The following is an 18,459-nucleotide window of genomic DNA, read 5'->3' on the forward strand; positions in this document are numbered from 1 at the left end:
CTTTATAAGGTCCCTGATACAGCCTTACCCCCTTTTGCGAAAATATATTTGTAAATACACTATATATTGCAAAAAGGCTCATTCCTGTTTGCATGAACGAGCCTCTAAACGTGTACTTGATGCTATTCCACTGCGAAAATAAACGGATACAGTGGTTGCTTGCCGTTATGGATTTCAACTTCTACATCCTCATGATTTTCCTCCAAATACGCTGTCAGTTCCTCAATATCCTGATCCACAGCATCTTCCCCTTGAAGGATTGTAACAATTTCATCATCGTCTGTTATCATTTTATCCAATAGTGCCACTGCTGTTTGCGTTTTGTTTTCACCTGTGACAACGATTTTTCCATCTAGAATTCCCATAAAATGGTCCTTTTTAATCTCTAATCCATCAATGACTGTATCACGGACAGCATAGGTGATTTGCCCTGTTTTCACATTGCCTAATGCTTCACCCATTGCTTTTTCATTTACAGTTAAGCCAGCAGATGGATTAAATGCTAAGAGAGAAGCCATCCCTTGTGGAACTGTTTTAGATGGAATGACAATGACCTCTTCTTTAACCATAGAAGCGGCCTGTGTAGCAGCCATAATAATATTTTTATTATTTGGCAGAATAATTACTTTTTCCGCATTTACATCGTGGATTGCCTGCACGATATCCTCTGTACTTGGATTCATCGTTTGACCACCCTCAATCACCGCTTGGGCTCCAAGGCTTTTCAGTAAATCAGCAATCCCGCTTCCCATTGCAACTGTAACAATCCCATACTCATTCTTTTTCAGTGGTCCATGGGCTTTTGATGGAGTCGCCTCGTTTAGTTCAGCAGATACAATAGAAGAATGCTGCTCCCTCATATTTTCAATCTTAATTTTAATTAGACTACCAAACTTTTGCGCGTAATTTAAGACATTACCGGGATATTCGGCATGAACATGGACCTTCACAATGTCTTCATCACTTACAACAAGCAATGAATCGCCGTGGTTGCTTAACTCATTTCGAAAAGCATCTTCTGAAAAAGGGCTATTTTTCAACTTTTCTTCTTCAAATTTCACCATAAACTCAGTGCAATAGCCAAATTTAATATCTTCCGTCATCAGATGGCTTTGTGCAGATTTTCGATGCTCTAGATTGACCAGCTCTTCAATTGAAGATTGTTCAAAAGACAACAGTTCGGGGATTTCTTCACCTTTTAATGCTGCCAAAAAGCCCTCATAAATCGTAACAAGCCCTTGGCCTCCACTATCGACAACACCTACTTCTTTTAAAACAGGAAGGAGATCAGGGGTGCGGTCGAGCGATGCAGTTGCTTCTTCTAAAACGGCTTCCATAACGGATACGATGTCGTTATTCTTTTTTGCTATTTGGACTGCTTTTTTAGCAGCATCCTTCGCAACAGTCAGGATTGTCCCTTCAACAGGTTTCATTACAGCCTTATAAGCCGTTTGTACGCCTGCTTCAAATGCTGCCGCGAATTCAAAGCTATTGATGGTTTCTTTCGATTCAATCGCCTTCGCAAATCCGCGAAATAATTGTGATAAAATAACGCCTGAATTTCCCCGTGCCCCCATTAGCAAGCCTTTTGAAAAGGCCGATGCCACGTTCCCTACATGACTAGTTGTCTGCCTTTTCACTTCATTCGCTCCCGAAGTGATTGATAAATTCATATTTGTACCTGTATCACCATCTGGAACGGGAAAAACATTTAATGCATCAACCATTTTTGCGTTTTTTGATAAGTTATTAGCACCCTGTAGCACCATTTGTGCATACTGTATTCCGTCTAATAGCTGCATTGTCACTAAAAATTTCCTCCTTACATGTCCAGTTCCGGAACGTTACAAACGCCTTCCCTTTCCATAGTCCCCACTTTTAAGGGTTCGTTACACGAACACCCTGTACAAAAATATTAATGGAGTCAACGCCAAGGCCTAGTGTTTGATTAAGTGTATATCTAACTTTGTCTTGTACATTATGGGCTACTTCGGAAATCTTTGTACCATAGCTGACAATAATGTACATATCTATATGGACTTCTTCATTTTCATGACGAACAAGGACACCTTTTTTAAAATTTTCTCTTCTAAGAATTTCTGAAATTCCATCTTTTAATTGGTTTTTGGAAGCCATTCCGACAATTCCGTAACAATCAACGGCTGCACCGCCTGCAATTGTTGCAATTACTTCATCGGTTATCTCAATTTGACCATACTCGGTTTTCATTTCAATGGACATAATGATCCCCCTTTAATCTATCCTCTAAACTCTTTACTTAACGCCATTTTACTATAACATAACTCATAATAAAAGTATTACCAAATTACGTTCTAATACTGTCAAGTAAATTTTCTTGAATCTAATTTCAATCATTTATTGCTTTCTCCTATTATTTATGATAAATTAATGAAGGGTTTTTATCTGGATTCATGCAATTTGTTTGCAAGTTAGAGGAGGGAAAACAAGTGAAAGAATGTTATATTACTGGAAGAAAAACTCGTTCAGGTAACCACCGTTCACATGCGATGAACGCTAATAAACGTACATTTGGTGCTAACTTACAAAAAGTTCGCATTTTAGTTGATGGCAAGCCAAAGCGTGTGTGGGTTTCTGCACGTGCACTTAAATCAGGCAAAGTAGAACGCGTATAAGCAGAAAAAGGCCAAGCCTTTTTCTCAGGTCTGTTAGTGACCAAAAAAAAGCACCTTTCATGAAGGTGCTTTTTTTAATCCTTTTTAAATGCCCCAATAATCGCTCTCACAAACCCACCCAAAAATCTTGGTAATTTAATTGTATAAAACTTCATAATTTCCCTCCTCAAGCGGATACCTTTTAGAAATTAATGGCCACATCAATCTAGACGATTCTAATATATTCATAGGAAGTCAAAATGTACCTAAAGATTTTATATATAATAGCCACTTACTTATCACCTATCATATGCTTAGACGATTTAATTGAGAACATTCAAAATAAAAAAAGGAAACAGAGAGAGCCCCTGCTTCCTATCCACGTATTTCGGCTATTGCCTTTTTACGGTCTTCTTTATTAAATACGGCTGATCCGGCAACAAGCACGTTTGCACCAGCTTCTATACAAAGCTTGGCAGTTTCCGGATTAACCCCGCCGTCCACCTCGATTTCAACATCTAAACCACGGTCTTTAATCATCTTTGCCGCTGCTTTTATTTTTGGCAAAACAGATGGAATGAATTTTTGACCGCCAAAGCCAGGATTAACGGTCATAAATAAGACCATGTCAATATCCGGAAGGATATGTTCAATCATATTGACTGGTGTAGCCGGATTAAGAACAACGCCTGCCTTAGCACCGTGGTCTTTAATTAGATGCACTGTACGATGCAAATGCCGGCATGCTTCAACATGAACGGTAATAATATCAGCTCCAGCTTTTGCAAACTCAGGAATGTACAAATCCGGATTTTCAATCATTAAATGGACATCTAAAGGAAGACTAGTAGTTGGTCTGATTGCATTTACAATAAGTGGACCAATTGTAATATTGGGAACAAAGTGCCCATCCATTACATCGACATGGATATAGTCTGCTCCTCCATTTTCTACATCTTTAATTTCATTCCCCAAATTTGCAAAATCTGCAGATAGGATTGATGGTGCAATTTTAATCATTTTAGTACCTCGGCTTTCTGTCTTTTATTTCTTCAAGAAATTCGCGATAATGCTCATAGCGGTAAGTTGCAATTTCTTCTTCTTCCACTGCAGTTTTTATGGCGCATTTAGGCTCTGAAACATGTAAACAGCCTCTGAATTTACAATTTTGCGAGCGTTCTCTCATTTCTGGGAAACAAGAGCTAAGTTCATCCGCTTCAATATTAATAAAATCCAACGAACTGAATCCTGGTGTGTCTGCCACTAATCCAGTCTCAAATCGAATTAATTCTACATGTCTAGTCGTATGTTTCCCGCGGCCCAAGTGATTCGAAATATCATTTGTTTTAAGTGACAATTCAGGTAATAATGCATTTAACAATGAAGATTTACCTACCCCGGATTGTCCTGCAAATACTGATATTTTATCCCTTAAAAAAGGCATGAGTTTCTCTATGCCATCCTTCGTTTTCGAGGATGTAAACACGACCTCATAACCAATTTCTTCGTAATCTTTTCTAAACTTGTTGATCGTTTGGTAAAGACTTTCATCCAATAAATCTATCTTTGTTATACATATAACAGGGGTGATTTGATTTGACTCAATAAGCACTAAAAAACGGTCAAGCAGAACCGGGCTAAACATCGGTTCCACTGCTGAAAAGACAAGAATCGCTTGATCGACATTAGAAATAGGCGGCCTTACAAGTTCATTTTTTCTGTTCTTTATGTCCATAATATAGCCTTCATATTCATTTTCAGCCTCAAATGAAACATAATCTCCAACAAGCGGTGTAATGCCATTCTTTCTAAAAACGCCTCTACCTCTACATTGCGTGATTCCTTCTTCATGTAAAACATAGTAAAATCCACTCAGTGCTTTGATGATTTTTCCCTCTGCCATATAAACCTCCAAAAATAATTTATTTGATAAAATTATGGGACAGAATCATAACTAATTTCCCCGCTATCTAGTAAATTGCCATTCACCTTTATTTTGTAATAAGCTTTTCCATTGTACGGAATCACTAATTTTATCGGAATTTCTGTAGTTTCATGCACTTTTATGACTTCCGGCTTTCCAGCCATTTCATGTTCCATATCTTCAATATAAACTTCAACTGTTTGCTCGGTTAGGTCCGTTTCATTATATGGTATGATCTTTGTAAACTCATAAACCTTTGGTTCAGGACCTTTTGATAGTACGACCTTCACCATTGTTCCTTTTTTAATGGTTGTCCCATTCTTAGGCTCTTGTGAAAGTACAAGGCCGTTTTCTACTTCGTTTGAGTATTGTTTTTGACTTGTGTCTAGTGATAAGTGATTATCACGAACAAATTTATTAACCTGTGCCTCAGTCCACCCTAACATATTTGGCATTTTGATTTGTGGTCCTTTACTTACTTGTAAAATAACCCACATCCCACTCATTTCATCTGGATTAATTAGTTCATCAGGTTTAGGCTGAAGTTGACCAACTATTTCATTTTCAGGCCGATCGCTATCAACGTAGTTTGGCAGAATATGTTCATCGACAATACCTTTTAACTCCAATTCTTGTTTCGCATCTTCCAACTGGTAGCCAATTAAGCTTTCAAATTTAATTTTTTCTTTTCCTAAACTTTCATATACCGTCACTTCATAGCCTTCCTTGACGGTTGTATTAACAGGTGGGTTTGTTTTGACAACAGAGCCTTCTGGTATTTCGTCATCAACAATTTTCTTTGGCTTTACTTTAAGGCCTACTAATTGAAGCTCTTCAATTGCTTCAGCCATTGCATGGTTTGTTACATCTGGAATCACAACATCCTTTGGCTCGAACAGTGGTGGGATTATAAATAATGCCGCAGCGGAAATGCCTCCGATTAATAAAGCTACCAACAATAATGTAATGATTAATTTTTTCTTTGACTTCTTTTTTTCCTTTTTCAAGGGAAGCACAATCGTATCATGGCTTTCTTCAATTTTGTGTTCACTTGTTATAATCGGAATTGCTTTTGTTGCTTCATCATCTTCTGGTATGATAAATTTCGCTTCATTTCTGCGATTAGAATCGAGCGCTGTTTCTAAATCATGTATCATTTCAGTGACGCTGTCATACCTTCTAAATGGATCTTTAACAGTCGCTTTCAAAACGATATTTTCGACACTTTGCGGAATGTTTGGATTCCACCGTTTCGGGGATGGTGTTTCACTCTGCAGATGCTTTAACGCAATCGAAATGGCTGATTCTCCTGAGAAAGGCAAGCGCCCCGTTAGAAGTTCAAACATAACGACACCCAGCGAATAAATATCAGATTTTTTATTTGCCATTCCACCCCGTGCTTGTTCAGGTGATAGGTAATGGACGGAGCCGAGCACCGAATTTGTTTGCGTGATTGAAGTTGCACTAAGTGCCATTGCAATTCCGAAATCAGTCACTTTTACATGTCCCTGTAAATCAATCAGTATATTATGTGGCTTGATATCCCTGTGTACAATTTGATTTTGGTGGGCATGTTCAATTGCCGCAGCAATTTGTTTCATAATATCAATTGCTTCTTCAACCGAGATTACTTTGTTCTGTTGAATATATTGCTTTAACGTTTTCCCTTCAACATACTCCATCACAATGAAATAAATATTATCTTCTTCCCCGACATCATAAATACTGACGACATTAGGATGATTTAGACTTGTTGCTGAGTGAGCTTCCCGGCGAAAACGTTTTATAAATTCATCATCATTGGAAAACTCTGGTTTTAAGACCTTTACAGCTACATGACGGTCTAAAATGATATCATGTGCAAGGTAAACGTTTGCCATTCCGCCGCCGCCGATGATGTCAATAATTTTGTATCGACCACTTAACCGCCTACCGATCATCAAAATTCATCACTCACTTCCAATTTCCGGCCAGTCATGCTTCACAATGGCAACTGTTATATTATCATCTCCACCTGCTTCATTTGCCTTTTCTATAAGCTGCCTAGCCTTGACCTCTAATTCGCATTTGTCGCTCAAAACATCTCGTATTTCGGATGCCGAAACTTTATTTGTCAGCCCATCGGAACAAAGCAGCAACATATCATTTGCTTCCCACTCTAATGACTTAATATCAACCGATACCGTTTCTTCTGTTCCCAATGCTCTCATTAATACATTTTTGCGAGGATGATGTTCAGCATCCTCCGGTGAAATTTGTCCGCTACGTACTAGCTCATTCACCAATGAATGATCATCCGTAATTTGCGCGAAACCATTATTATTCAACATATAACAACGACTGTCGCCTATATGGCCAACCGTAATAAATTCTTGATTAAGGACAACAACAACGATGGTTGTTCCCATACCTTGACAATCAATATTTTCCTTAGCATATTGGTAAATGGAAGTATTCACTTTTTGAACAGCATCCTTTAGCCATTGTTCAGCTTTTTCGGGTGTTGACAATTGCTCCGGCTTTTGTGTAGACCAGAGCTTGTCAATTTCTTCAATCGCCATCTGACTAGCAACATCGCCGGCCTGATGTCCACCCATACCATCTGCAACAACAACCAACGCTAAGTCATTTTCAAGAATGAAAATACCGCCATTATCCTCATTATGTTGCCTAACTTTTCCCCGATCAGTTAAAAAAACTGACTTCATAGTTTCACCTCGCCTCTTCTTTTCGCTCCTTCGCGCGCAGCTGTCCACAAGCAGCTTCGATATCGTGCCCCTGCTCCCGACGAATCGTGACGTTAATACCATGCTTTTTCAACGTTTTTTCAAATGCAAATATTTGTTTTTTAGGAGTGCGGACATAGTCTCTTTCAGGCACATAATTCACAGGAATCAAGTTAACATGACATTTTAATCCTTTAATTAACCGAGCCAATTCTTCTGCGTGCTCCTCTTGGTCATTCACACCGCCAAACAAGCCATACTCAAAGGAAACACGGCGACCGGTTTTTTCGGTGTAATATTTTACTGCTTCGATTAAGTCTTTTAAGTCATAGGCACGGTTGATTGGCATTAAACGGCTACGGAGTTCCGTGTTAGGTGCGTGCAAAGAAATTGCAAAATTAATCTGCAGTTCTTCATTGGCGAAATCATAAATTCTAGGAACAATGCCGCTGGTTGAAACCGTAATATGTCTCGCTCCAATATTCAAACCTTTATCATCATTAACAATTTTCAAGAATGATAGGAGGGATTCAAAATTATCAAATGGTTCACCAATTCCCATGACAACAATAGAACTGACTCTTTCATCTAAATCATCCAGTGCCTTCTGCACCTTTAACACTTGCGCAACAATCTCACCTGCTTCGAGATTTCGTTTTAATCCACCCAGTGTCGAAGCACAAAATGTACAGCCAATCCGGCATCCTACTTGTGTCGTAACACATACTGAATTTCCATAATCATGCCGCATTAACACAGTCTCAATCGAAAAACCGTCATGCAGTTCGAATAAAAATTTAAGCGTACCATCCTGTGACTGATGTTGAACGATGGTTTTTAATGTTGTTATAACAAAATGATTCGCTAACTTTTCACGTAACCCTTTTGATAAATTCGACATTTCTGCAAAGTCATCGACACGCTTTTGATAAAGCCAATCAAAAATTTGTGCAGCTCTAAATTTCGGCTCACCTTGTTCCTTTAGCCAGCTTTCTAATTCACCTAATTGAAGCGAATAAATAGAAGGTTTTTGGTTATTTTCTTGCTGATTTTTCTCATTTGTTGTATTTACTTCCACGATTCCTACACCTGCTTCCTAAAACTTGCAATAAAAAATCCGTCTGTACCAAAATAATTGGGCAGAATTTGCACTTGTCCATCTTTAACAAATGGTTGAAGTCGTTCCGGCACCCGCTCTTTTAACGTTTCATCTAATTTAAATTCCTTATTTATGGATAAAAACTTGTTCACAACTTCGCTATTTTCCTCTTGGTCTATGGTACATGTACTATAAATGAGGGTTCCATGATTTTTCAAAAGATTGGCAACCGTATTTAAAATACTAACTTGAATTTCAGCCAATTTGGCTATATCATCATTGTTTTTACTATATTTAATATCTGGTTTGCGGCGAATCACGCCAAATCCGGAACAAGGAGCATCTACTAAGATGCGGTCGAATGTTTCTGGTTTGAAATGCTCCCCTAGCTTCCGGCTGTCACTTACGAATGTTTCCACATTTGAAAGCCCAAGGCGTTCTACTTGATCCTCTATTAATTTGACTTTATGTGGATGGATGTCAACAGAGATGACTTTCCCATCAGCGCCAAGTAGTTCAGCGATATGGGTCGTTTTCCCACCTGGTGCCGCACAGCTGTCGAGGACCAGGTCATTATTTCCTGGTGCCAACGCCCTTGCCACCAGCATCGAACTTTCATCTTGTATCGTCACATAACCATCTCGAAAAACATTCGTTCTCACGATATTCCCCTTTGAAACCGCAATTGCATCATCAGATAATACACCTTTATCTGCTGCTACATTTTCTTTTTCTAAAAGAAGAATGGCTTCTTCAGGGGTTGTTTTTTTACGATTTACTCTCGCCGATATATGCGGTGGAACGAGGGAACTCTCACAAATTTTCCTTGTCAACTCTAAACCATATTGTGTGGCCCATTTTTTAATCAACCATAATGGATAGCTCATCTCAATTGCTAATCGTTCAAGAGGGTCTTTGATTTCAGTAAAGCTTGGGATACCCTCTCGTTGGATCGACCGTAAGACACCATTGACTAATCCAGAGATTCCGCGATGCCCTCTTTTTTTGGCAATTTCAACAGCCTCATGAATGGCAGCACGCTCTGGGACCCTATCTAGATAAACTATTTGATACAATGATAGTCTTAAAAGACTAATAACCCATAACTCTAGTTTCTTCTGTTTTTTCAAAAAAGACTGCAAAAAATAATCAAGGGTCAATTTTCTTTGGACTGTTCCGTAAACAATTTCCGTTAAGAGACCGATATCCTCTTTTTTCAATTTATGCTTTTCAATCATTTGATTTAATAGTAGGTTGCTATAGGCTTGATTTTTCTCAATTTGTTCTAAAATATCTAAAGCAACCTCACGTGCGCTTTTACTCATTTTCATCTCCTAGAATTTCTCCAACTGAAATTTCATTGGCACCTTGTAAAAATGCTTTCGCTGGCATTCTCTTCTTACCGGAAGGCTGCAACTCAGTTATTTTAATGGCTATGTTATTCCCAGTTGCGACGATTACTCCATCATCCTCAAGGCTAAGAATCGTGCCTGGCTTGTTGTCCTGATTTGCAGGTACTTTTTCACCCCACCAAACTTTTATCACTTGCCCGTTAAGAGTCGTATAAGCAACAGGCCATGGATGAAGACCACGAATTTGATTATAAATCTCTTCACCTGACCGCTTCCAATCAATTCTCTCCTCATCGCGTTTAATATTGGCGGCAAAGGTAGCTTTACTGTCATCCTGTTTGATTGGGGTGATTTTCCCATCCAGTAGCAAAGGAATTGTTCCAGATAATAGTTTTGCACCAACTTCACTTAGTTTATTGTGTAAAGTACCGACGTTATCTTGCTCCTCAATTGAAACTTCTGCTTGCGTTAAAATATCCCCGGCATCTAACTTTTCAGCCATGTACATAATGGTGATGCCCGTTTTCTTCTTCCCCTGCAATATAGCATAATGAATCGGCGCACCGCCTCTTAATTCTGGAAGAAGGGAGGCATGAACATTAATACAACCATATTTAGGAGTATCTAAGAGCTCCTTCGGAAGAATTTGTCCAAACGCAGCTGTAACGATTAAATCTGGCTGTAACGCCAGCACTTCCTGCAATTCTTCCGGATTCTTAAGCTTATTAGGTTGAAGGGTGGGAATCGCATGTTTTAATGCTTCAACTTTTACAGGCGGAGGTGTAATTTCTTTCTTACGCCCCTTTGGCCGGTCAGGCTGTGTCACTACACCCACAACATTATAACCATCTTCTAGCAATTGTTTCAAAATCGGCACGGAAAAGTCCGGCGTCCCCATAAATACAACACGTGTCATTATTTTCCACCTTCTCTTAAATCTTCATTATTAGCGTTTCTATATAGACATACATAATCACTTTAACTGAATAAAGTTACATCATCATATACGGATTCATGTCGATAGCAATTTGCAACTCACTTCTACTAATTTCATGTTGATAATAGTGCAGAAGAGTTTGTAAAGTTTTGCCGAGATTTGGTTCATCTTTGTATTTTATCATGCATTGGTAACGATATCTATCTTTTATCCTTGGTATGGGTGAGGCCACTGGACCTAGGACGATTGCTTGATTAGAGAGTTTTGTCGTAATAAATTTTGTAATTTTTTCTGTTACGTCTACGACCTTCATTAGTTCTTGATGGGAAACGGTGATTAATGTCAAATAATAAAAAGGAGGATAATTGAATTTCTTTCTGACAAGCATTTCCCGCGCATAATAGCTTTCATAATCCGGAATCGCAGCAAGTTCAACACTGAAGTGCTCCGGTGTATAAGTTTGGATAATGACCTCCCCAGGCAAATGATGGCGGCCTGCCCTACCACTAACCTGCGTAATTAATTGAAATGTTTTTTCACTAGCCCGAAAATCAGGGATATGAAGCATTGAATCTGCAGCTAAAACACCAACAAAGGTTACATCAGGAAAATCGAGCCCTTTGGCAATCATTTGTGTCCCAAGTAAAATATCAGCCTGCTTCTGTTCAAAAGCATGCAATAATTTTTCATGAGCCCCTTTTTTACCAGTTGTATCCACGTCCATTCTAATCACCCTTGCTTCAGGTAAGAGTCTTGCCAATTCCTCCTCAACTTTTTGTGTCCCTGTTCCAAAAAAGCGAATATGTTCACTATTGCACTCTGGACAACGGGAAAGAAGCGGCATTTCAAAAGAACAATAATGGCATTTTAACTTATGGTCACGTTTGTGATAGGTAAGGGATATATCACAATGAGGACAATTCAGGACATAACCGCAATCCCGGCACATGACAAACGTTGAAAATCCTCTGCGATTTAAAAACAAGACCGATTGTTCACACTTGGCCATCCGATCTTTTATTTTTTCTAGTAAGCTTTCAGAGAACATCGAACGGTTGCCACATCTAAGCTCTTCTCTCATATCAATAATCTCTACAGAAGGCATCGCACGCGCATTGATTCGTTCTTTTAATGTCAGCAATTGATAGACATTTTTATGAGCGCGGGCGAAAGATTCTAAGGAAGGTGTCGCACTTCCAAGGATTACTGGGCAATCATGGATTTTTCCGCGCTTGATAGCCACGTCTCTAGCATGATAGCGTGGGTTTTCCTCTTGTTTATAGCTTGTTTCATGTTCCTCATCAATGATGATGATCCCAAGATTTTCAAAGGGTGCAAAGATAGCCGAGCGTGCCCCAACAACAACACGAACTTCTTTACGTTGGATTTTTCGCCATTCATCATATTTTTCACCCGTGGACAGGCCACTGTGCATAACTGCAACTTCATCACCAAACCTGCCTTTAAAGCGGTTAACCATCATCGGTGTTAACGATATTTCCGGAACAAGCATAATCGCTTCCTTCCCTTGCTTTAAGACTTCAGCAATGGCCTGTAAATAAATTTCCGTTTTACCGCTGCCGGTTACACCATACATCAAAAAAACACCATGTCTATGTCGATCAATACAATGCAAAATTGGTGTTATTGCTTTTGTTTGCTCAGTGGTTAATTGTAATGGTGTAGTTGACTTAAAATCGCGATTTCCGTATGGGTCACGGTACACTTCTTGATAATATTCTTGTAGAATTCCTTTTTTTACAAGCGTGTTGACCGGAGAAACAGTCGTATTCAGAATGGTTAACAACTCATGTAACTCTATTTTTTCCGGTGCATTGATAAAATGCTGTACAACATCTTTTTGTTTTTGCGCATTACTTCCTAGGGCCTGGATCACTTCGTGAAGCTCATCCACTTCTTTATTCGGACAGATTACCTTTACTTTCTTTTTATTATTGGCCCTGTCCTTGACACGATAGACAACCTCCATATTGCCATGTTTTATTTCCTTTTGAATGAGCGGCAATATGGTCTTATTATGTTCGATGTCCTTCCAGTGAATCACTTCTTGTCCATGAAAGGATTTCAGCTGGGCATCACAAGCTAAAATATCATGATTTTTAATGTGTACTTCCTTTTCATATTTTACCTTCATTGCTGCAGGCAGCATTGCTTGATAAGCCGTGATTAAAAAACAAAGGGTTGTATCACGCAGCCATTCGCCTAATTCTAGTAATTCGGGTGTTAAAACTGGTGTTATATCAAGAACCGATTCGATTGGTTTCAGCTTCTTAAATTCAGTATGATCAGTGATTTCAATGACAAAGCCTTGAATTTTCCTTGGCCCAAAAGGGACCACAACCCTCATACCCGGTTGAACGAAATCCCGCCCTCTCCATTCTTCAGGAATGAGATAATCAAACGAACGATCGGTTTGATTGGCTGGTACATCAACGATAACCTTGGCAATATTCATAACAAACGTCCTTTATTTTAGAAATGTCGCAGCTTTCTTTAAAATTTCCATTGCTGCTTCCTTTTTTGAAAGGAGCGGAAACTCCAATTTTTCACCGGTACTAGTGTAGATTGTAATAATATTCGTATCAACGCCAAAGCCTGCCCCTTGTGCTTTCACATTATTGGCAACAATCATATCAAGATTTTTCGTTTTCAACTTCTTTTCGGCATATGCTTCTACATTTTCTGTTTCTGCAGCAAATCCTACTAGTATTTGGTGCTCTTTTTGTTCACCCAACGTTTTTAAAATATCAATCGTCCGTTCCAATTTAATGGAAAGGTCGCCATCTTGTTTTTTCATTTTCTGATCATAAATTGTGATTGGACGGTAATCTGCAACAGCTGCTGCTTTAATGACGAGATCCGTCTCAGGATAATATTTCATGACTTCTTCATACATTTCCCTAGCCGTTTCAATTTGAACAAAGGTAACATTTTGAGGTGGTGTAAGTGTCGTTGGTCCTGAAATCAATGTCACATCCGCCCCAAGACTTGCGGCAGCTTCGGCAAGGGAGTAGCCCATTTTCCCTGAAGAACGATTGGTTAGATAGCGTACCGGGTCAATAATTTCCCTTGTAGGGCCGGCTGTAACAAGAATCTTTTTCCCATGTAATCCAATCGATTCTTGATTGAAAAATCCTTGCACTAATTCCACAATCTTCTCCGGCTCTTCCAAACGTCCTTTGCCTACATACCCACATGCCAAATGTCCTTCAGCTGGCTCGATAAATTGATAACCGAAGCCATGTAAAATGTTTATATTTCGTTTAACGGCAGGATGGTCATACATATGGACATTCATCGCTGGGGCAATCCAAACTGGTGCCGTTGTTGCCAGTAAGGTTGTGGAGATCATGCAATCCGCAATGCCGTTTGCTAATTTTCCAATCATATTCGCCGTTGCAGGTGCTACGATCACAAGGTCAGCCCAATCAGCTAAATCAATATGCGCTATTTTTCCAACATCCTTTTCATCAAATGTGTCAAAATAGACCTCATTTCTTGATAACGCCTGAAACGTAAGGGGCTGAACAAACTTCATGGCTGACTCCGTCATCATTACTTTTACAATCGCCCCTGTTTGCGATAACTTACTTGTTAAAGCTGCCGCTTTATAGACAGCAATTCCTCCAGTTACACATAATAAAATCTTTTTCCCCTTCATAAGTAACCCCCCTTAACCTTTCTTATACTTTTAGTATAAAAAATAACAACCTACAATTATAGGTTGTCTTTGTCTTCATCATACTGTATGTGTAAGTAACCCGCGGCGATTTCTTCAAGCGCCTTACCAACTGTCTTTCTTGCTACCGTTTTGTCTAACATACAATCATCATTCTCCTGCATTTCGCGAGCTCGTTTTGAGGCAACTGCCACAAGCGTATATTTAGAATCTATCTTTCTTTTTAAGGAATCAACTGATGGATATAACATAATTTTATTCAACCTCCAATAATTTTTTATACGATACTTCAACGCGGTCACGGCGGTAATGCTCGGCCTCGACTACAGCCTCGATTCGTTCACAGGCTTTATCCACCTGGTCGTTGACGACTACATAATCATAAGCACTCATCATTTCAATTTCAACTTTCGCTGTGTCTAAGCGGCCTTTCACAATATCTTCCGTTTCTGTTCCACGGCCGATGATGCGGTTTTTTAATTCTTCAAGACTTGGCGGGATTAAAAATATCAGCACGGCTTCCGGGAAAGCATTACGCACCTGCATCGCACCTTGAACTTCGATTTCCAAAAAGACATCATGGCCTTTATCGATTGTTTCTTTTACATAATCAATTGGCGTGCCGTAATAATTACCGACAAATTCGGCCCACTCCAGCAGTTTATGTTCTTTAATCATTATTTCAAATTCTTCTCTACTTTTGAAAAAATAATCAACACCATCTATTTCACCTGTGCGTGGACTACGAGTAGTGGCAGAAATCGAATATTGAAGATTTATATTGTTCTCAAATAATGCTTTTCGGACTGTTCCTTTTCCGACACCAGATGGACCGGAAAGAACAAATAAAATCCCTTTTTCTTCAATCATTAATAATCCTACCCTTCATCACTTATATCTTCTTTATTATTTAAGCGCTGCGCAACCGTTTCCGGCTGGATTGCTGAAAGAATCACATGGTCGCTATCCGTTATTATAACAGCCCTTGTTCGCCTGCCGTAGGTAGCATCAATCAGCATACCTTTATCACGTGCTTCTTGGATGATTCTTTTAATCGGAGCAGATTCTGGACTTACAATAGAAATGATTCGATTGGCGGACACGATATTCCCAAATCCAATATTGATTAACTTAATACTCATTATGCTCCCCCTATGTACGTTACCCTATTTTTAACGAGCATGCAAAAAAATATAAGTCCGTATTATTCTATATTTTGTACTTGTTCTTTTATCTTCTCGAGCTCGCTTTTCATTTCAACAACCTTTTGACTAATCCCCACATCATTTGCTTTTGAGCCAATCGTGTTCATTTCTCTATTCATTTCCTGAACAAGAAAATCAAGCTTTCTTCCCATACTCCCTGGTGATTCGATAATCTGCAAAAATTGCTGAATATGGCTTTCAAGCCTTGTCAATTCTTCATTAATATCTGCCTTATCACCAAACAGTGCCACTTCGGTTAAAATGCGGCCTTCATCCATCTCAAAGTTCCCTGAAAGAACATCTTGAATTTTCTTTTCCAGCCGTTCGCGATATTTTTCAACGACTGTGGCTGAAAATGGTTTTAAATGCTGAACAACCTCACGAATGTCATTCAACCGCCCGACTATATCCGCTTTTAAGGCAGCACCTTCCACTTTTCTCATCTCTTGCAGTTCTATCGCTGCTGCCTTTGTAACGTCTAGAATAACCTGCTCTAGCTCCTCTACACCATCTTCATTTTCCGTAACGGCAAAAACCTCAGGGAGTTGAATAAGCTGGTCAATTGTAAGTGAACCATCGATTTGAAGCATTTCTTTTGCTTTATGAATGGCCTTTTCATACTGTGAGAGCAGATCCCAATCGACCTGCAATGAGCGGTTAATGTATCCTTCACCTTCAACCGTTACAAAAATATCGACACGACCACGTTGTATGTATTGATTCACTATTTTTTTTATTTTTTCTTCGAATAATAAAAATTGTCTCGGCATCCGAACGGAAAATTCACAGAAGCGGTGATTGACAGATTTCATTTCAACGATCACCTTAAAATTTTGAACTTCCTTTTTGCTTCGACCAAATCCCGTCATACTTACGATCATTTTCATCACATCCACTATCTTATTCTATATAATTTACGCCTCTGCAACAAGTAAATTATATGAAAAATAGGCTAAGATTAAATTATAAAGGATGCGAGTTAAAATATAAACAAAAAACATGCTATACTATTTGTACATTGAGAGGTGGAACCTATGACATTTGATGGGATCGTAACGAAAGCCGTTACGGAAGAATTAATAGAAAAGCTGAATCACGGGCGCATTTCACGAATTTATCAGCCCTCAAAATATGATTTAATATTGACGATTCGAGCGGGCGGCAAGAATCAGCAATTGCTTATTTCGGCTAATTCAAGTTATGGAAGAATACATATTACAACTGAAAGCTATGACAACCCGAAAGAGCCGCCAATGTTTTGCATGCTGTTACGAAAGCACTTAGAGGGTAGCTTTATTGAAAAAATTGAGCAAGTGGGCTTAGAGCGCATCATCAAATTTACTATTCGGACAAAAAATGAAATTGGTGATGAGTCCGTTAAAGTTTTAATTGTAGAAATTATGGGACGGCACAGCAACATCCTGTTAGTGGATCAAGAAAAAAATATGATTATGGATAGCATTAAGCATGTCTCACCAGTGGTTAACCGGCATCGGACGATTATGCCTGGGCATGAGTATGTTGCCCCGCCTGAACAACATAAACTAAACCCAATGACGATAACAGGGGAAACCCTTTTGCAAAAGCTTGATTTTAACCAAGGCAAGCTTGGAGCCCAATTGGTAGAGCATTTTTCCGGTATTTCTCCGCTTCTCGCAAATGAAGTGATTTTTCGGGCAGGACTCAGCAACCAAGTGACCATTCCGCCCGCATTTTTTTCAGTCATCGAACCGATTAAAAACCAACATTATCAGTCGCAGATGATTACAGTGGGAAGCAAAGAATATTTTTATATTTGTGATCTTACCCATTTGAAAGGTGACGTTAAATATTTTGATTCGGTCAGCGAGCTTTTGGACCGCTTTTATTATGGAAAAGCGGAACGCGACCGCGTTAAGCAGCAGGCAAATGATCTCGAGCGTTTTATCAAAAATGAACTGAACAAAAATAAAAAGAAAATCAAAAAGCTTGAACAATCGCTCGCCGATGCTGAGAAAGCCGATCGCTATCAGCTATTTGGTGAATTGTTAACGGCCAATATGTATGCCGCGAAAAAAGGCATGAAGGAAATCGAAGTCGGCAATTATTACGATGAAAATGGCGCAACCGTGACCATTCCACTGGACCCTTTAAAGACGCCATCTGAAAATGCGCAAAGCTTGTTTGTCAAATATCAAAAGCTGAAAAACTCTGTTGACATTGTCAAAGAGCAAATCAACCTAACAAACATTGAAATCGACTATTTTGAAGGGTTATTGCAGCAAATTGAATCTGCTTCACCAAAGGATATCGAGGAAATGCGCGAGGAACTTGCTGAAGAAGGCTATTTAAAAATGCGTAAAAGTAGAGGAAAAGCGAAGCCGAAAAATCAAAAACCGACACTCGACCATTACCTTTCTTCTGATGGTGCTGAAATCATCGTCGGCAAAAATAATAAGCAAAATGAATACGTAACAAATAAGCTAGCAAGAAGAGATGAAATTTGGCTTCATACGAAGGATATTCCCGGCTCCCATGTCGTGATCCGCGAGGAGGCCCCATCGGAGCAAACCTTACTGGAAGCTGCTACCATCGCCGCTTTTTTCAGCAAAGCCAAGGACTCTAGCTCTGTTCCAGTAGACTATACGAAAATACGCCATGTCAAAAAGCCAAGTGGCGCAAAACCTGGTTTTGTTATTTATGAAAATCAGACAACGTTGTATGTAACGCCGGATGAGGACTTGATTTTACAATTACGAAAAAAATAGAGTTGGTTCTCTCATTACAGAGAGAACCAACTCTATTTTTTATTTCTTAAATTGACTTAGAAAGTCCAAAAGTATTTGGTTACTGCATCATTAACACTATAAATAAATCCTGCCACACCATTCACATCGGGACTAG

Annotated in this window: 18 protein-coding genes; 2 read left to right on the forward strand and 16 right to left on the reverse strand. The window is 39.1% G+C overall.

The annotated features are described in order from the left end of the window. Positions 1-122 precede the first annotated feature (122 nt). Entirely contained in the window at positions 123-1,808 is a 1,686-nt protein-coding gene (locus ACNQFZ_RS03315; protein ID WP_458413937.1) for a DAK2 domain-containing protein, read from the reverse strand. 70 nt (positions 1,809-1,878) lie between these two features. After that, the gene (locus ACNQFZ_RS03320) at positions 1,879-2,241 is read right to left on the reverse strand and encodes an Asp23/Gls24 family envelope stress response protein (protein WP_458413938.1); all 363 of its coding nucleotides are present in this window, start codon (positions 2,239-2,241) and stop codon (positions 1,879-1,881) included. Positions 2,242-2,432: 191 nt separating this feature from the next. Between ACNQFZ_RS03320 and rpmB the strand changes: the two genes are divergently transcribed. Then, positions 2,433-2,654, forward strand: coding sequence for a 50S ribosomal protein L28 (gene rpmB / locus ACNQFZ_RS03325; protein ID WP_458413939.1), 222 nt, complete (start codon positions 2,433-2,435; stop codon positions 2,652-2,654). Positions 2,655-2,728: 74 nt separating this feature from the next. On the opposite strand, the gene spoVM is transcribed toward rpmB, so the two are convergent. From spoVM to ACNQFZ_RS03395, 14 genes are all read right to left on the reverse strand, one after another. After that, positions 2,729-2,809 carry a stage V sporulation protein SpoVM gene (spoVM, locus tag ACNQFZ_RS03330; RefSeq protein ID WP_003332624.1) on the reverse strand — a complete coding sequence of 27 codons (81 nt, stop codon included), beginning with the start codon at positions 2,807-2,809 and terminating at the stop codon, positions 2,729-2,731. 199 nt (positions 2,810-3,008) lie between these two features. After that, positions 3,009-3,653: a ribulose-phosphate 3-epimerase gene (gene rpe, locus ACNQFZ_RS03335; protein ID WP_458413940.1), complete on the reverse strand. Its 645-nt coding sequence runs from the start codon at positions 3,651-3,653 to the stop codon at positions 3,009-3,011. A 1-nt stretch (position 3,654) separates the two neighbouring features. Then, positions 3,655-4,536 carry a ribosome small subunit-dependent GTPase A gene (gene rsgA, locus ACNQFZ_RS03340; protein WP_458413941.1) on the reverse strand — a complete coding sequence of 294 codons (882 nt, stop codon included), beginning with the start codon at positions 4,534-4,536 and terminating at the stop codon, positions 3,655-3,657. Positions 4,537-4,568: 32 nt separating this feature from the next. After that, positions 4,569-6,497 (reverse strand): Stk1 family PASTA domain-containing Ser/Thr kinase, encoded by a 1,929-nt coding sequence (gene pknB, locus ACNQFZ_RS03345; protein ID WP_458415294.1) that lies wholly within the window; start codon positions 6,495-6,497, stop codon positions 4,569-4,571. 9 nt (positions 6,498-6,506) lie between these two features. Beyond that, a complete protein-coding gene (locus ACNQFZ_RS03350) occupies positions 6,507-7,265 on the reverse strand; it encodes a Stp1/IreP family PP2C-type Ser/Thr phosphatase (RefSeq protein WP_458413942.1) in 759 nt (252 codons plus the stop codon). Positions 7,266-7,269: 4 nt separating this feature from the next. Next, the gene (gene rlmN / locus ACNQFZ_RS03355; protein WP_458415295.1) at positions 7,270-8,364 is read right to left on the reverse strand and encodes a 23S rRNA (adenine(2503)-C(2))-methyltransferase RlmN; all 1,095 of its coding nucleotides are present in this window, start codon (positions 8,362-8,364) and stop codon (positions 7,270-7,272) included. A gap of 2 nt (positions 8,365-8,366) precedes the next feature. Beyond that, positions 8,367-9,707: a 16S rRNA (cytosine(967)-C(5))-methyltransferase RsmB gene (rsmB, locus tag ACNQFZ_RS03360; protein ID WP_458413943.1), complete on the reverse strand. Its 1,341-nt coding sequence runs from the start codon at positions 9,705-9,707 to the stop codon at positions 8,367-8,369. After that, on the reverse strand, positions 9,700-10,650 hold the full coding sequence (gene fmt, locus ACNQFZ_RS03365) for a methionyl-tRNA formyltransferase (RefSeq protein WP_458413944.1): 951 nt from the start codon (positions 10,648-10,650) through the stop codon (positions 9,700-9,702). Before fmt ends, rsmB begins: the two co-directional genes overlap by 8 nt. A gap of 76 nt (positions 10,651-10,726) precedes the next feature. Further along, positions 10,727-13,147, reverse strand: a complete 2,421-nt coding sequence (gene priA, locus ACNQFZ_RS03370) for a primosomal protein N' (RefSeq protein ID WP_458413945.1) — start codon at positions 13,145-13,147, stop codon at positions 10,727-10,729. Positions 13,148-13,159: 12 nt separating this feature from the next. Further along, positions 13,160-14,353, reverse strand: a complete 1,194-nt coding sequence (gene coaBC / locus ACNQFZ_RS03375; protein WP_458413946.1) for a bifunctional phosphopantothenoylcysteine decarboxylase/phosphopantothenate--cysteine ligase CoaBC — start codon at positions 14,351-14,353, stop codon at positions 13,160-13,162. 56 nt (positions 14,354-14,409) lie between these two features. Continuing rightward, complete coding sequence (rpoZ, locus tag ACNQFZ_RS03380; RefSeq protein WP_458413947.1) at positions 14,410-14,622, reverse strand: DNA-directed RNA polymerase subunit omega; 213 nt, start codon at positions 14,620-14,622, stop codon at positions 14,410-14,412. A gap of 4 nt (positions 14,623-14,626) precedes the next feature. After that, the gene (gene gmk, locus ACNQFZ_RS03385) at positions 14,627-15,241 is read right to left on the reverse strand and encodes a guanylate kinase (protein WP_458413948.1); all 615 of its coding nucleotides are present in this window, start codon (positions 15,239-15,241) and stop codon (positions 14,627-14,629) included. Between the two features lie 8 nt (positions 15,242-15,249). After that, positions 15,250-15,513, reverse strand: coding sequence for an extracellular matrix/biofilm regulator RemA (gene remA, locus ACNQFZ_RS03390; RefSeq protein WP_458413949.1), 264 nt, complete (start codon positions 15,511-15,513; stop codon positions 15,250-15,252). Between the two features lie 62 nt (positions 15,514-15,575). Continuing rightward, the gene (locus tag ACNQFZ_RS03395; RefSeq protein ID WP_458413950.1) at positions 15,576-16,457 is read right to left on the reverse strand and encodes a YicC/YloC family endoribonuclease; all 882 of its coding nucleotides are present in this window, start codon (positions 16,455-16,457) and stop codon (positions 15,576-15,578) included. Between the two features lie 153 nt (positions 16,458-16,610). On the opposite strand from ACNQFZ_RS03395, the gene ACNQFZ_RS03400 reads away from it, so the two are divergent. Further along, positions 16,611-18,323, forward strand: a complete 1,713-nt coding sequence (locus ACNQFZ_RS03400; protein WP_458413951.1) for an Rqc2 family fibronectin-binding protein — start codon at positions 16,611-16,613, stop codon at positions 18,321-18,323. Positions 18,324-18,459: the final 136 nt, after the last annotated feature.

The sequence above is a fragment of the Schinkia acidoalkalinis genome (assembly GCF_054301215.1).

What these genes read in the sequence shown, in the direction of transcription:
- spoVM (WP_003332624.1), bottom strand. Translation starts at nt 2,809, where the DNA reads ATGAAGTTTTATACAATTAAATTACCAAGATTTTTGGGTGGGTTTGTG.
- ACNQFZ_RS03350 (WP_458413942.1), bottom strand. Translation starts at nt 7,265, where the DNA reads ATGAAGTCAGTTTTTTTAACTGATCGGGGAAAAGTTAGGCAACATAAT.
- rpmB (WP_458413939.1), top strand. Translation starts at nt 2,433, where the DNA reads ATGCAATTTGTTTGCAAGTTAGAGGAGGGAAAACAAGTGAAAGAATGT.
- priA (WP_458413945.1), bottom strand. Translation starts at nt 13,147, where the DNA reads ATGAATATTGCCAAGGTTATCGTTGATGTACCAGCCAATCAAACCGAT.
- rpoZ (WP_458413947.1), bottom strand. Translation starts at nt 14,622, where the DNA reads ATGTTATATCCATCAGTTGATTCCTTAAAAAGAAAGATAGATTCTAAA.
- ACNQFZ_RS03395 (WP_458413950.1), bottom strand. Translation starts at nt 16,457, where the DNA reads ATGATCGTAAGTATGACGGGATTTGGTCGAAGCAAAAAGGAAGTTCAA.
- rpe (WP_458413940.1), bottom strand. Translation starts at nt 3,653, where the DNA reads ATGATTAAAATTGCACCATCAATCCTATCTGCAGATTTTGCAAATTTG.
- remA (WP_458413949.1), bottom strand. Translation starts at nt 15,513, where the DNA reads ATGAGTATTAAGTTAATCAATATTGGATTTGGGAATATCGTGTCCGCC.
- fmt (WP_458413944.1), bottom strand. Translation starts at nt 10,650, where the DNA reads ATGACACGTGTTGTATTTATGGGGACGCCGGACTTTTCCGTGCCGATT.
- ACNQFZ_RS03400 (WP_458413951.1), top strand. Translation starts at nt 16,611, where the DNA reads ATGACATTTGATGGGATCGTAACGAAAGCCGTTACGGAAGAATTAATA.
- gmk (WP_458413948.1), bottom strand. Translation starts at nt 15,241, where the DNA reads ATGATTGAAGAAAAAGGGATTTTATTTGTTCTTTCCGGTCCATCTGGT.
- rsmB (WP_458413943.1), bottom strand. Translation starts at nt 9,707, where the DNA reads ATGAGTAAAAGCGCACGTGAGGTTGCTTTAGATATTTTAGAACAAATT.
- rsgA (WP_458413941.1), bottom strand. Translation starts at nt 4,536, where the DNA reads ATGGCAGAGGGAAAAATCATCAAAGCACTGAGTGGATTTTACTATGTT.
- pknB (WP_458415294.1), bottom strand. Translation starts at nt 6,497, where the DNA reads ATGATCGGTAGGCGGTTAAGTGGTCGATACAAAATTATTGACATCATC.
- ACNQFZ_RS03320 (WP_458413938.1), bottom strand. Translation starts at nt 2,241, where the DNA reads ATGTCCATTGAAATGAAAACCGAGTATGGTCAAATTGAGATAACCGAT.
- coaBC (WP_458413946.1), bottom strand. Translation starts at nt 14,353, where the DNA reads ATGAAGGGGAAAAAGATTTTATTATGTGTAACTGGAGGAATTGCTGTC.